Raw genomic sequence first — 14,373 nt, forward strand, 5'->3', positions numbered from 1 at the left:
GTTTTCTTATCAAGATTTTACATTGGCATTCTATTGAATAATTATGATTAAATAAATGCGGTTTATCAAAAAAAACTATATCTCAATATAAAGACAGTATTAATTCAATTAAAATATTTATGAATTTTAAATTCTTTAAAACTTAATTTAAAAGATAAATGAAATTGTGTAAGGGTAATATTAATGAATAAAACTATGCTTGGCTTGGTCGTAATACCACTTATATTAAGTGGCTGTGTTAAAAAAGCTGAGGAGAAACCTGTAGAAAAAGCAGAAAAAACGTCCAATATAAAAGCTAATGAAGACTCTCAAAAAGAAGAAAATCAAATTCCTGCAATGATAGCGAGTAGTTTTCTTGTGAAATTTGAACAACCCAAAATTTGTGGACCTAATCCAGATGTTGAGGGTGTTGTATGTACTTCTAAAGAAGCAATTGCACTTAAAAGTAATATTGGTTGGATTGATCAAGTCATTGATAAAGAAATCCGTAAAGATTATACAGATGCACTTACTCCCGTATCAGAAAAGCAAAAGCAATTAAATCAAACCCAAGCTGAGGGGCTTAATAACTGGTCAGAAAGTGTAGTTTATCGCTTTAATGGACAATTTGGTCAATATGTTCAAATTTCGAAAGTTAGCTCGGAATATTCTGGCGGAGCTCATGGTATATCAACTTTTGAAGATTATATCTTTGACTTAAAAAGCAAAAAGCGCATTGGGCTAAAAGATATTGTAGTCAATGGAAAAATGGATGCACTTAAAGATGCTTTATGGAAACAGTACGAATATTGGTGCCAAGAAAATGATATGGAACCCTCTATTAGCAAAGAAGACTTTAAAGTAAGTGAAAATTTCTATATCAATCAATCTGGTGGTGTTACTTTTGATTATCAGCTTTACGAATTGGCTCCATATGCCGCAGGTCCTGTGAGTTTAGTACTGTATGATACAGATCAACTGATAAAATCAGACTTTTTACCGCCAATGCCTACTTTAAAAACTGAAATGTAGGATTAATAAATTACTCAAACCACCTTCAGGTGGTTTTTTATTTTCTGAACTGTTAAATTTTACTCATAATTAAAATGGATAATTTTATGAAAAAGATAGTTGCATTAAGCTTAATTTTTTTATTAAGTGGGTGTGTAAGCCCAACTACTCAAATGACTAATAATAATTTTAGTGAACTGCAGCCTTCAACACCTTCAATATCAGGCATATGGACGATTTCGATCGGCCCAAGCATATCAACCATAAAACTAGAAGCAGATGGCAATGGAATACTTTGTGACGATACGAGTGGACACGTTGTCTTCAACAAAATTAAGTATGCAAATAATATGATTTACATTGAAAATGGTATGATTCTAGACGTTAAGATTCTTAACAAAGATATAATTGAAGCTAGAGCAATTTTAAGTGCCTCTAGTTCAAATATGATCTACAAAGCTGATAATGACTTAAAGGCAGCTTCATTAAAGTGTGTCAAAGAATTATAGATAACCACCTTTATAAAACCTCAATAGTTTTTTATGGCCATGAGAAAAACAAAGTTGGCATAAAAATCCTGTCTGGTCATTGTTGTTCATTCATCAGTTATTTGACTATTACCAGATTTAGAAAAGGTAATTAACTATTCCAAATAGTTTTTGTAATAATTTGTGGTAGATTGTTAACAATTAAGGTTTTGATAATATTTTCGTGTAGCATTTTGGGATTAAAAAAATAAAATCTCAAGGTAAAATGAAATGAATAAGATAACCCTAGTTTTGCTAGCTGCTCTTCTTTTTTGTATTTTAGCTAACTATGAAAGTTTCAACTTATTAAAACTTCATGAAACTGCCAGTAGTGAAATTAACAAAACTCTTCCTAAAAACTAATCTACCTAAGGATGTTTTTTTTATATCTTAAGCTCTTAAATTTTAATTATTAATAATAAAGGGTAATTTCATGAAGAAAACTTTAATTGGAGCTTTATTCTTGATGTTTGGAGCCTCGGTAAGTGCAGCATCAAAAATTGAAAAAGAGGAAACAAAAAAATTCTCAACTATGAAGCAGTGTATTGAATGGTTAGATTCTAAATATCCAAATAATAAATGGCATAAAGATGAAGGTACGTCTTGGAGTTTAGAAAATGATAATTCAAATTTTTTATCTGGGATTACTCATGTCCCTAGTGAAGAAAATAAAAAACTGACACATCCAATTGCGATTTATTGCAAATTAAAAGAAACAAGTGCAGATGGTGTTTTCTATGAAGGAAAATATATTGTCATAGAGGCTATTTAGTCTCAGAATTAAATTGAAAAAATTTAACAAACTCATTGCCAAGAACAATTTCTATATGCTTGGCTTGCTACGCCAGTAGTGATTTAAAAACTTTAAGGAATGCCTATTTCCTAAGCTTCTATTTTATTTATACAGCTATATCTTAAGAGGGCCTAACTTTAGTTTTCTTTGTCAAAATTTTGATAATTTTAAAAACATGATTATCTAGCTTTATATTTTGATGAACAGTTGCATTGTCGAGCTGATCCCACAACTCAAAAGGGAAAAACTCTGAACTATGATCAAATACCCATAACCATTGATAACTATTGTTAAGCGTATTTACATCAAAACGTACATCCTGAACTTTGACAATCTTAAGTTGTTTATGATGTTCATCTTGAAGAATAATTTCATGGTTCTCCATTAGACATCCACAAATTAAAGATAATTTTTAATTTTACTGAAATTAATACTTTTTAGTGAGTTTGTTAGTTGGCTTTAATTTACAAAAGATTTCGAGTTGTTAAAGTTTGTCATTTTCAAAAAAGATAATAATCTTTACTCTTGAAATACAAGGTTTTAAGTAGGCCACATTGTAAGGATAGTATGTAAGTGTCAGAATGCACCATTGACATTTATCTTCGAGTTATCGCTATGAGTTTAATAGGCTTTATGTATGCAAGTAAAACCAATAGTGAACATAATCAAGTAAAACAAGATTTAATTGATATCCTTACAGAAGCAGTCAAATTCAACTCTTATAATGATATTACAGGAGTGCTTTACTATGGTAATGGGTTTTTCTTGCAGTACTTAGAGGGTGACAAAGAACAAGTTGAATCACTATTTTATAATTCAATTTTGAAAGATTCGCGACATCAGAACTGTGAAATTATCTTTTCGGAACCATCCGAGCAGCGATTATTTAAACATTGGAGTATGAAATTTGCTCCTATAAATACGAAAATAAAAGATTTCTTTTTTCATCATCATGTTGATGAATTTAATCCGTATTTGCTTAATACTACATCAATTCCATGTTTTATTGAATTACTTGTAGATCAACCTAATTTGAAAGTGGATCAATATCAAGTTTAATCAACGATAGGATATGAATTAGAGTAGTTTTTTCTACTTAAAAATATAAGCTCTCTGAAGAGGACTTTTTTAGTTATTTTTGGTTCTTCTACTTACAGGGCTGGATGAAAAAAGACCAGCTAAAAAAACAACAAATGGGGACTCTAAAAATGAATTTAAAGAAAATTACTCAGATGTGTAATTCTATTTTGCTCATACAATCAATATAAAATCTAAACCCTTTTGAACTTGGCTACAGATAAAAAAGCAACCGTGCTGTAGAATTAATTGACTATAATTCCAAAACTTGATGATGAATGGATAACTATTATAGGTTCATTTCGAATTATTCATCTTCAACAAGATCCAGTAAGTACAATCTGGAAATGTCAGTTGAGGAAGGCTTAGGTTGCCAATTATTATTAATCTAATAAAATCTGGTTTTTTATTTTCTAATAATATATATGTCTTATACAACAGTGCCTATGCGGCATACGAGTAGTGGGTCAAGTAGTTCTAGAGATGCTAAAGATGTCTTCATATCTAGTTGTCGTAATGATTTTGATTTTAGTCAAATTACTTCTGAAAAAGTCAGTAAATTAAGTAAAGAAGATCAAAAGTATTTTTATAAATGTGATGATGCGATCAATAACAAATTGTCAGTAGATTCATTAGTTTATTACTCATTATTTATTTTACCTATTATTTGTATCCTTATTTTTATAAGAATAGGTAAAAAGCATTATCGAATTGCTGAAGAAAAAATTAATAATACGAAATATCCTGTAATTTTTGCTAGAAAATAATCCTTCTAATTCCATGGAGATAGCGCTAGTAATCGGTGGTGTATTAGCAGTGCTAATCTATATATTAATTTATATCGTTCATATTATTGTAGTAGAAATTAAATATTGACATTACATAAGAGAAATTTTTTAAAGAATTAAAAGTTACCGCTTATCAGTTTTTGATCAATCTTTTTAAATGCTTAGCTATACTATTTGCTCAAATAAAAAGGAAGATTACATGAATAAAATTATTTTGGGTTTATTAATTAGTAGTGGAATTTCAGTAAATACTTATGCTGCCTGTACTTATAATTTTGATGCAACTCAGGCTCAAGTAGATGCAAAAAATGCTGCGGGTGGAAGACAGATAAAATTAATGTCTCCAATTAGTATTACTGAGCAAAAAGGGACAGCAACAATTACTTATGTGGGAAGTACACCTGTAGATCAAGTCGTGACTTCTAGCAAACTTATAAGTATAACTTCTGGTCCAACTCCTCTAGTAGATAAAACGGTTGTGGGAACTAATATTGTTGCTACAGAATTTGTTTTTGATGCTTCAAATCTTAAAAATGTTGTGCTTGGTGACAGTTATGAAACTCAACAAATGGCCTTTCAGATTTTGGGTGCTTCTAATTTAAAAAATGAAATAAGTATTGATCTAGGCTATGCATTAATAAATAAAGATTCAACACGTGCAGATGGAAGTTATGTCACACTTATTGGAATTACTAGAACACGAGATTCTTCGGGTTCAGTAGTTGTTAAAGATATCGCTCAAAAATTAATACCTATTACTTTGCCTTCAGACGGCAAAGTTAGAGTTGGGCTTTACTTTAACCAGATTAGTAAACAAATCGGGTATATCATCAACGGCATAAATTATGGATATCTTAATTTAGTTGCTGAAAATGCCCTTAAAAATATTGGCTTTAATGGTGTGGGTATACAATCACCAAATCCTAATTCTAAATTTTTAGGTAAAACTGTTTCAGTTCAGTTAGTAACTGATAAGTCAAATATGCAGTTCACATATCCAACTGGTTCCACTGATATTTGTGGAAGTACTATTTAAGAACTTTATTTGATTAAAAACCACTCATTTGAGTGGTTTTTAATTTGAGAAATCTATGAGATGGAAATAAAAAAAACTGACTTATTTTAGTTTTGATGCAGATATAACAACAGGGAATAAGATAAAAAATTACCATGAAGTTCGAGCAGTCTTTGATGCATTCAAGGCTAGCTGATAGAAGAACTTACGAGCTGCACATATTTTTTCTGTTGGATCTACTGTAGTGTATTTAACTTTAATTTAACACTAACTAAGTTTTTACTCTCACTACTAAAATATCATTAAGTTTTAAGCCACCTTTGGGTGGTTTTCTGTTTTCTGAACTGTTAAATTTAACTCATTATTAAAGTGGGTAATGTCATGAAAAAAATACTTTTATTGGGTTTTGTCGTTTCTTTGGTTGGGTGTGCCACAACGCCTATTTCGACAACTATGGCAAAGCAATCACCCAAAGAACGTTTATTAGCTTATCAAGAAAATAAAGATGGTTATGCTGAAGTTGAAATCACTAGAGATACTGGCTTTCTAGGTAGCGCTTGTTATTTAAGTGTTCTCTTTCGTAATGAAACTATTGGACGTTTTGATACAGGTGAGAAAGCAACATTTTATTTACCAGTAGGGCAATGGAGTATGGCAGTGGCACCTGATCCTGAAGGAAAAGGACTGTGTGCTGGATCAAGCTTTAACCCTGCCTTTGAGAAACAAAATATCAAACCAAATGTTAAAAATATTTTTCGTATAAGTTCTGGTCCATATCGTAGACCTAGATTGTTACCATTATAAATCAGATATAAGTATTGAATTTTATGGGATTACATTTATGCAGAATCAAAATAACCCAATTGTTAATAATATAGACTGATAAGTGTAAATCTGAACGTTCAATGCTAGCTGACTTTGCTACTGTAAAGCTCTTAAGTGAAATACTTTACAATTAATAAAACTAATATTTTGATAAAAGCCCTTATTAGGGGGCTTTTGTTTTTTATTTGATAAAGAATATTTTAAAAAACATATTATTTAATTGTGTTTATTAAATAATATAGAGATATTAATTTAATTTACTCAATAATTAATAAGTTTTATAAAACAATAGGGGCTTTTAGATAATGTTTTTTTACCGATCAAGCAATGCAAATATATGTATTTTATGTGTTTTTTAAAATTTAAATAAATTACATTGTTTTTAAATATTTTAGTGATATTTTATTTTTAAGCTAATTTACCTATTACCACACATAGATACTGTGATTTTTATCATTTTAGGTTTGGGATAACCTAAATATCTTTTGGTAATTTTATTGAACCTAATATCTATTCTTTAGGGAGAAAGAATATATGTGGGAATTATTTGTAATTCTACTTTCACTTGGGCTGTTGATGTATACAGCTTACAAGGGTTTTTCAGTCATTCTAATGGCACCAATTTGTGCCTTACTTGCAGTTTTACTCATTAACCCAGCCAATGTTTTACCGTTTTATTCGGGCGTTTTTATGCCCAAAATGGTGAACTTTATTAAAGATTACTTTCTTGTATTTTTACTCGGGGCAATTTTTGGTAAAGTCGTTGAAATGTCAGGAATTGCTGAATCTATCGCACGAACCATTGTGAGATGGATTGGAGCAAAAAAAGCAATTTTAACCGTCGTATTGTTAGGTGCAATTTTAACCTATAGCGGTGTAAGTTTATTTGTTGCTGTATTTGCCATTTATCCTTTTGCAAACCAGCTATTTAGACAAGCGAATATTCCAAAACGTTTAATTCCGGGAACCATCGCGCTTGGTGCATTTACATTTACTATGGATGCATTGCCGGGTACGCCACAAATTCAAAACGTAATTCCAACTACATTCTTTGGCACCAATATTTATGCCGCACCATTTCTAGGAATTATCGGTGCAATTTTTGTTCTATGCATGGGTTTGGCTTACTTAGAATGGCGTCGCCGCGCTGCTGCGAAAGCAGGTGAAGGCTACTCTGGCTTTGGAGTAGACAATACCTCGTCTCAAGAAATTGAAGCCGATATGAACTTGCAAAATAATGGAAGTACGGCGCGTCAGTTCTTAGCTTTTGTACCTCTTATTCTTGTTGCTGTAATGAACAAATATTTGTCTAAAGCAATCAAAGAGTGGTATCCAAATGGTTTTGATTTTGCCACTGTCGGTCTAGCGGATTACACCGTAGATGTTGCGAAAACTGGTGCAATCTGGGCAGTAGGCCTTGCACTTATTGTCGGGATTATTTCTGCCATTTTATTTGATTATCAGCGTGTAGTGACAAATTTTAAAGAGGGCATTAATGCCAGTATTGGCGGCTCACTTTTAGCAGTGATGAATACAGCTTCTGAGTATGGTTTCGGGGCAATTATTGCGTCATTACCAGGCTTTGCTCTGATTAGCCATGCAATGAGCAGTACCTTTACAAATCCTTTAGTGAATGGGGCTGTGACCACAACCGTTTTAGCAGGTATTACCGGTTCAGCTTCTGGTGGTATGAGTATCGCTTTAAGTGCAATGGCTGAACATTATAACGCCGCGATTTTAGCCGCAGGCATTCCACCAGAAGTTATGCATCGTGTGGTTGCGATGGCATCGGGTGGTATGGATACGCTTCCGCATAATGGTGCTGTTATTACTTTACTCGCTGTTACAGGTTTAACCCATAAACAATCGTATAAAGATATTTTTGCAGTCACGGTAATTAAAACGTTAGCGGTATTTGTGGTGATTACGGTCTTTACCGTAACAGGTATTGTTTAAATCAGCGCGTTATAAATATTAAGGAGTAAATAAATGACAAAACTTTTAGACGGTAAGGTCGCTTTTATTACAGGTTCTGCAAGTGGTATCGGTCTAGAGATTGCTAAGAAATTTGCTCAAGAGGGTGCCAAAGTTGTTATTTCTGATATGAATGCGGAAAAGTGTCAAGAAACGGCGAACTCACTTAAAGAGCAAGGTTTTGAGGCATTATCTGCACCATGTGATGTGACCGATGAAGATGCTTATAAACAAGCGATTGAGCTGACTCAAAAGACCTTTGGTACAGTTGATATCTTAATTAACAATGCTGGTTTCCAACATGTTTCTTCAATTGAAGAGTTTCCAACGGCTGTTTTTCAAAAGCTAGTTCAGGTCATGTTAACAGGGGCATTTATTGGTATTAAACACGTTTTTCCACTCATGAAAGCTCAAAAATATGGCCGTATTATTAATATGGCCTCAATTAATGGCTTGATTGGTTTTGCTGGAAAGGCAGGTTATAACAGTGCTAAACATGGCGTAATTGGCTTAACAAAAGTTGCGGCATTGGAATGTGCACGTGACGGTATTACAGTAAATGCTTTATGCCCAGGTTATGTAGATACACCATTGGTTCGCGGTCAAATTGCAGATTTGGCTAAAACGCGTAATGTGAGTTTAGACAGCGCACTTGAAGACGTAATTTTGGCCATGGTTCCTCAAAAGCGTTTGCTATCTGTTGAAGAAATTGCTGACTATGCAATTTTCCTTGCAAGTGGTAAAGCTGGTGGAGTAACAGGTCAAGCTGTGGTTATGGATGGTGGCTACACAGCACAATAATTTAAGTGTTGTATAAAAGCCGCTTATTTAAAATAGGCGGTTTTTTATTCGTTGAAATTTACGATAGTCTACTGTTCAAAATAATGATTTATCTCTACTGTATTTGTTTATAAAAAATCTAATAAAATAAGTTTGTTAAAGTATGAAATTATACTTTAAAGGTATTTAACTTATTTCCATTTTTAAAATCTAATAGAGTATGAGAAAGTAATCTTTACTCTCTTTCTTGATTCGATATTTTTCAGGAAAATGCGTCAATTAAAGGATATTAATTGGCATACAAGTTGCTTTTTAAGCAATAAGTTATTTAGCTAGGTGAAAAGGATATGATATCACTCAGCCAACAGACGGAACTCAATCATTATTCTCGCAAAGCTGAATTTGCGCAGAATTTAATGTCCACGATTTGTGGTGAACACCGTCTAGACACAATTTACAAAGACACTCTCGATTTTCACTATGATGGAATGCGTTTGCCTAATAAAAAAATGGCGATCGGTACAATCAGTTATGGTGCAAACGTTGCTATTAATATCTCAAATTTAAAAGCGTATAGCATTAGTTTGCCTATACAAGGTCGACAAGCTCTCAACATTCGTGGCGCTCATTATCAATCTGATGAAAATAGAGGCCTTATTGTTTCAAATAACGATCAACAAGATCTGATTATCGATAAAGATTGCAGAAAATTTCAGGTGGTTATTCCTGAGCGAAGTATGCAAATTGTCCTTGCAGATCTACTCAATAAACCAATTGAAACTCCTATTATTTTTAATCCTGAAATGCACTTAGACTCGGAGCAATTGATTGGTGCATGGTGGAAGAATATTCAAAATTTTGTACAGTTAAAATCGCAATATAGCAATTTCTATGGTTTGCAGCTGTTGTCTGAAGACTATGAAAATTTTGTAATTAAAGCGTTATTGTTGTCTCAAGAAAACAACTACTCTGAAGCCTTAAAGTCACTCTCACATCAGGATGAGCCAGCTTATATCCGTAAGGTTCGTAATTTTATTATTGAACATGCGCACGAAGAAATCTGTGCAGAAGATTTGCAACGTCTGGCTGGGGTTTCAAAATCAAAATTGTATGACGAATTTCAACAGTACTACGGCACAAGCCCTATGTCGTATTTAAAGAAATATCGTCTCCAACAAATTTATAAAATCTTGAGCACAACAGGAGCAGATAGAAAGGTTTCTATTTCAAAGCTTGCTTATGACTGGGGCTTTAACCATTTAAGTCGTTTTTCTCAAGAATATCGTGAAGAGTTCGGAGAAAATCCAAGTGAGACCAAAGGTAAGATTTTCTAATATTTAATTTTTCCATTAAAAAAACTGATTTAGGCAACTAAATCAGTTTTTTATTTATCGATTAATGTCTAGAGACTTTCTTCAAGTTTTAATACTTGTTTGTTTTTAGATTTTTCATAAATCACTTTCAAGCTAAGTGCAATAAATGAGATGAAGGTTGGTAGTGCAAGAATAAAGAAAATACCGCTTAAGCTTAGGTTAAAAGTGAAAATGAGCGAGCCAAAGAAAGCACCTAAAATTGCACCGATACGACCAATACCATGCATCCATGAAACACCAACTGCACGACACACCGCTGGATAGAACATAGCTGCAAGTGGCAGTAATGAAGACTGAGCACCTGCCAGTAAGGCCCCAATTAAGAAAATAGTTAGACCTAACAAGAAAATATTTGAACTCACCAGACCTGCAACAATGAATAGTCCGAAAGCGATAAGATATGAATATTTAATGACTGTAGTTGGGTTTAGTTTATCCATGTACCATCCCATAATAGTTGCGCCAATTACACCACCAAAAGGGAAAATCGCGGCAATTAAACTAAACTGTTGGGTACTAAAACCTGCTGTTTTTAAAATTGTTGGCATCCAGCTTGTTAAAAGATAAAACACCAATAGACTGGTAAAGCAGCAGAGCCAAAGCATGCTTGAACCCCAAAGGTATTTACCTAGAACCACTTTAACCGGATTTTCATCAGAGGCATTTCCTGCTTGAGTTAAAACAAGTTTTACTGGCTCTTGGAAGGAATGACCTTGAATATCTTCTAAAATACGCTGAGCTTTGTCTTCTTGATGACGTGTAATTAAGTATTGAGTTGATTCTGGTAATTTAAGTAATAAAGCAACGACTAAAATTAGGGGAATACTTCCGCCAATAATAATCACTTTTGCCCAGCCATAACTTTCTAATAGATAAGCTGATAGCACACCGCCGCAAGAAATACCGAGCATGAAACCACAGCCAGCAAGACCTGTTAAGAATGCTTTACGTTTTACAGGCATGTATTCCGAGACAATGGTACTAATGTTTGGCATGGCTGCGCCTAAACCAACACCTGTAATAAAGCGATAAATCATCAAGTCTTGAGTTGAATTAGCAAAGCCACACAAAATTGTAAATATTGAAAATAAAAGGCTTGTAAAAACGATGACGCCTTTACGTCCAAACTTATCGGACAAAGGTCCAGAAATGATTGCACCAATTGACATGCCGACTAAGGCAGCACTTAAAACAGGAGCGAGTTGTGGCTTGGTAATTCCCCAATCATCGAGCAATGCTGGAGCAATAAAACCAATAATTCCCGTGTCTAGACCATCACAGAAGAAGACAAAAAAGCCTAGGATAAAAACCATCCACTGTAGTGGAGACAGTTTCTCTCGGTTGATAATCGTGTTTGCATCTATCGTTTTCATATGTATTCCTTATTCATTAAAATTTTTTGCTGTAATTGACGAAGAAACGGTTTTCAGAGAAATCATTTCCATGCTTAACGTCGTAATTGATGAAGATGTACTGAAGAGCTAAGCCTTTGAGTAATGGCTGTTGAAGGGAATAATTGACAATAACGTTTGCTTCACTTTCTTTATTTTTTAAGCCATCTACTGTCTTAAAGTGATCGCCATATACATATTTAAAAGTCGTATTTAAACCAGGCACATAATCTTTAAAGTCATAGCCATAGATGAAGTGATAAGACTTTTCATCTTGTTTGAAGAAACCAGTGGTGTTCCAGTTAATGAAATAAGTTTCAGGCAAAAAACCATCTGGTAACGGGTAAGCAGACTCACCAATAATTTGTTGATAACCCAAACCAAAGCTATGATTTTTTACTTTAAGCGTTTCTAGTAACCCTACATTTTGTGCATCGATGTCAAAAAGATGTCCATTATCTTTGGCATTGAAATATTTGAATTTTGAATTAACTGAAAAATTAGAGTTTTTCCATAGGTGATCAACGCCGACATAATGTTTGTTATATAAATCCTCCATATTTCCAAAGTAATATTCACCCTTCAACGTAGGCGTAAATTGATAGCGAAGATCTATGTAGTTAAGGCCATCGGAATAGGCAGTCACACCTTTTGAAGTAAAAGAAAATCGATGAAAATCTTCTTCATTTCGCGGTGATACTTTTTCAATACGGCCAATTTCAGCAAAAAGCTTATCGTTTAGCTGACTTTTAAGATTAGTTCCCCAATAAGACGTCAGGAGTTGTCGGCTTGCATCTACAGTGGTTACGGGTAAATCCAGCCATAATTCACCAATGCTTAGTAGGGTCTTGTTATAGCCTAACTTTAAAGTCGCGCCATATTTTAGATAATCAGGTGCTTGAGACTGCGTCGCTTTATCAAAAGGCAATACCGTATCCGCAACATGTTTATCTTGGCTTAAACGAACCGCATATTGTGCTGAAGCATTTGCGCCAATTTGAATCGGGGTTCCACTAATTTCTAACGGCGTATCATGCATATTTGAGTTGTAAAATAGAGAAACGGATTGTGACCAGCTACCTGTGTCTTTTACATCTGGATTGTCATAGTTTCTGTCTATATATGCATTTTTTAATGTAAATTTCCATTCTTCATCCGCTGAATAAGCCTGAGTAGAAAATGCACTACAACATAAAATATTGATGAGCATTAACGTTTTTTGTTGTCCATAAAGTGGCCATGGTCGATGCATAAATAAAACGCCTTAATTTAGAAAATGACTGGGCTTTTTTTATGTAATCAAACGAATTACATGACTTGATTGAACTATTTTTAGCCAATAGCCACTATCCAATAAGTCCTAATCTTCATCCATTTTTTCCAAATTAGATAAAAAGTATTAATTTTATTTTTAATTTAAAGTTATGAAATTTATTAGTTTTCTAATTTTTAGTGTTTTATCCATTTTTATTGATTTTGATAATTGCGCAGAGATTGGATAGTGCTTGCAGCTTTTGGACAGTTTAAAAAAAAATTCGGATAGAAGATAAAGCCATAACAATGTCAGGAGTTGACACTATGGCTGGTCAAACCGTTCAAATTAAAACAGCATCTGGAAAACAGTTCAGTGCATATCTAGCGACACCAGAAACAGGAAAAGGACCTGGAGTGGTGCTTTGTCAGGAAATCTTTGGGGTAAATGCAGCCATGCGAGAAAAAGCAGAATTTCTTGCAGAAGAAGGCTATACAGTTTTAGTTCCTGATTTATTTTGGCGTGTAACACCTAATATCGAACTGGGTTACACACCAGAAGATTTTCAAAAGGCTTTCGAGCTTTATCAGCAATATGATGAAAATCTTGGGGTTGAAGATATTCAGGACAGCTTATCTTTTTTAAAGACCCGACCAGAATGTGACACCTCTACAGGCCTCGGTGTGGTGGGTTACTGTTTGGGTGGAAAGCTTGCGTATCTTGCGGGCTGTCGACTTTCGGAAGTGGCATGCGCAGTTGGGTATTACGGTGTAGGCATTGAAAAAGCGATAGATGAGTTATCCAACGTAAAAGGGCGCTTGGTTTTACATATTGCAGAACTGGACCAATTTACACCGCCAGATGCGAGGCAAACAATTGTTGATGCAGCTAACCAATATTCAAATGTACAAGCTTATGTTTATGAAGGGGTTGATCATGCTTTTGCACGTCCAAAAAGCAACCATTACCACAAACCTTCAGCACGCTTTGCCCATGAACGTACAGTAACAGCACTACATGACACGATTGGGCCGAAATATGACTTAGTTGCACTATGGGAAGAGCATATTCGTCATGAGTTCGATACGCGTGACGTGCCTGCAACTATGGCAACGATGGTCGCAGAACCTTATGTCAACCATATTCCAACCTTAACTGGTGGTGTAGGTCAAAGCCAGCTTGCTCGCTTTTATCAATATCACTTTGTTCATCAAAACCCGAAAGATATGAAGATCACTTCGATCTCTCGTACGGTTGGCTCAACGCAAGTGGTAGACGAGTTCATTATGAGCTTTACACACGATGCTGAAATTGATTGGTTATTACCAGGTGTAAAACCAACTGGCAAATATGTCGAAATTCCAATGTTAGGTGTAATTCAGTTCAGAGGGTCAAAGCTGTGCCATGAGCATATTTATTGGGACCAAGCATCGGTACTCGTTCAAATTGGTTTACTAGATCCAACAGGCTTACCAGTTGCAGGTGTCGAAACAGCACGAAAACTTCTTGATGAAGATCTTCCTTCCAATACGTTGATGCCATCTTGGTCAAGTAGTGAAGGCAAGCTAGTCAATTAAGGAGAATTGCA

The 14,373-nt window shown here is 34.2% G+C and carries 14 protein-coding genes and 1 pseudogene; 12 read left to right on the forward strand and 3 right to left on the reverse strand.

Annotated elements, in window-relative coordinates:
- Nucleotides 1-183: 183 nt before the first annotated feature.
- The 3 genes from ACT53H_RS08045 to ACT53H_RS08055 all read left to right on the forward strand — a co-directional run bounded on the left by ACT53H_RS08045 (nucleotide 184) and on the right by ACT53H_RS08055 (nucleotide 2,289).
- Nucleotides 184-1,011 (forward strand): RsiV family protein, encoded by an 828-nt coding sequence (locus tag ACT53H_RS08045; protein ID WP_476008993.1) that lies wholly within the window; start codon nucleotides 184-186, stop codon nucleotides 1,009-1,011.
- An 86-nt stretch (nucleotides 1,012-1,097) separates the two neighbouring features.
- Nucleotides 1,098-1,499, forward strand: a complete 402-nt coding sequence (locus tag ACT53H_RS08050; protein ID WP_476008994.1) for a J517_1871 family lipoprotein — start codon at nucleotides 1,098-1,100, stop codon at nucleotides 1,497-1,499.
- 451 nt (nucleotides 1,500-1,950) lie between these two features.
- On the forward strand, nucleotides 1,951-2,289 hold the full coding sequence (locus ACT53H_RS08055) for a hypothetical protein (protein ID WP_151962770.1): 339 nt from the start codon (nucleotides 1,951-1,953) through the stop codon (nucleotides 2,287-2,289).
- Nucleotides 2,290-2,431: 142 nt separating this feature from the next.
- On the opposite strand, the gene ACT53H_RS08060 is transcribed toward ACT53H_RS08055, so the two are convergent.
- The gene (locus ACT53H_RS08060) at nucleotides 2,432-2,695 is read right to left on the reverse strand and encodes a hypothetical protein (RefSeq protein ID WP_476008995.1); all 264 of its coding nucleotides are present in this window, start codon (nucleotides 2,693-2,695) and stop codon (nucleotides 2,432-2,434) included.
- Nucleotides 2,696-2,925: 230 nt separating this feature from the next.
- On the opposite strand from ACT53H_RS08060, the gene ACT53H_RS08065 reads away from it, so the two are divergent.
- The 8 genes and pseudogenes from ACT53H_RS08065 (at nucleotide 2,926) to ACT53H_RS08100 (ending at nucleotide 10,103) form a co-directional block, all read left to right on the forward strand.
- On the forward strand, nucleotides 2,926-3,369 hold the full coding sequence (locus ACT53H_RS08065) for a BLUF domain-containing protein (protein WP_476009118.1): 444 nt from the start codon (nucleotides 2,926-2,928) through the stop codon (nucleotides 3,367-3,369).
- A gap of 130 nt (nucleotides 3,370-3,499) precedes the next feature.
- Nucleotides 3,500-3,756: pseudogene (locus ACT53H_RS08070) on the forward strand (glutamate 5-kinase); the annotation flags it as partial.
- A 56-nt stretch (nucleotides 3,757-3,812) separates the two neighbouring features.
- The gene (locus ACT53H_RS08075; RefSeq protein WP_476008996.1) at nucleotides 3,813-4,154 is read left to right on the forward strand and encodes a hypothetical protein; all 342 of its coding nucleotides are present in this window, start codon (nucleotides 3,813-3,815) and stop codon (nucleotides 4,152-4,154) included.
- A 220-nt stretch (nucleotides 4,155-4,374) separates the two neighbouring features.
- Nucleotides 4,375-5,211 carry a DUF4882 family protein gene (locus ACT53H_RS08080; protein ID WP_476008997.1) on the forward strand — a complete coding sequence of 279 codons (837 nt, stop codon included), beginning with the start codon at nucleotides 4,375-4,377 and terminating at the stop codon, nucleotides 5,209-5,211.
- A gap of 360 nt (nucleotides 5,212-5,571) precedes the next feature.
- Nucleotides 5,572-5,994, forward strand: a complete 423-nt coding sequence (locus ACT53H_RS08085) for a hypothetical protein (RefSeq protein ID WP_033852369.1) — start codon at nucleotides 5,572-5,574, stop codon at nucleotides 5,992-5,994.
- A 555-nt stretch (nucleotides 5,995-6,549) separates the two neighbouring features.
- Entirely contained in the window at nucleotides 6,550-7,971 is a 1,422-nt protein-coding gene (locus tag ACT53H_RS08090) for a GntP family permease (RefSeq protein ID WP_174732120.1), read from the forward strand.
- A 33-nt stretch (nucleotides 7,972-8,004) separates the two neighbouring features.
- Nucleotides 8,005-8,790, forward strand: coding sequence for a 3-hydroxybutyrate dehydrogenase (locus ACT53H_RS08095; protein ID WP_004792476.1), 786 nt, complete (start codon nucleotides 8,005-8,007; stop codon nucleotides 8,788-8,790).
- Nucleotides 8,791-9,116: 326 nt separating this feature from the next.
- On the forward strand, nucleotides 9,117-10,103 hold the full coding sequence (locus ACT53H_RS08100; protein ID WP_174759485.1) for an AraC family transcriptional regulator: 987 nt from the start codon (nucleotides 9,117-9,119) through the stop codon (nucleotides 10,101-10,103).
- Nucleotides 10,104-10,171: 68 nt separating this feature from the next.
- Here the strand turns inward: ACT53H_RS08100 and ACT53H_RS08105 are convergent, their stop codons facing one another.
- Together ACT53H_RS08105 and ACT53H_RS08110 are read right to left on the reverse strand one after the other, a co-directional pair.
- Entirely contained in the window at nucleotides 10,172-11,515 is a 1,344-nt protein-coding gene (locus ACT53H_RS08105) for an MFS transporter (RefSeq protein ID WP_476008998.1), read from the reverse strand.
- A gap of 16 nt (nucleotides 11,516-11,531) precedes the next feature.
- The gene (locus tag ACT53H_RS08110; RefSeq protein ID WP_476009119.1) at nucleotides 11,532-12,743 is read right to left on the reverse strand and encodes an OprD family outer membrane porin; all 1,212 of its coding nucleotides are present in this window, start codon (nucleotides 12,741-12,743) and stop codon (nucleotides 11,532-11,534) included.
- 368 nt (nucleotides 12,744-13,111) lie between these two features.
- On the opposite strand from ACT53H_RS08110, the gene ACT53H_RS08115 reads away from it, so the two are divergent.
- The gene (locus tag ACT53H_RS08115) at nucleotides 13,112-14,362 is read left to right on the forward strand and encodes a dienelactone hydrolase family protein (RefSeq protein ID WP_476008999.1); all 1,251 of its coding nucleotides are present in this window, start codon (nucleotides 13,112-13,114) and stop codon (nucleotides 14,360-14,362) included.
- The last annotated feature ends 11 nt before the right edge of the window (nucleotides 14,363-14,373 follow it).

The sequence above is a fragment of the Acinetobacter sp. DMC2 genome, assembly GCF_056314305.1.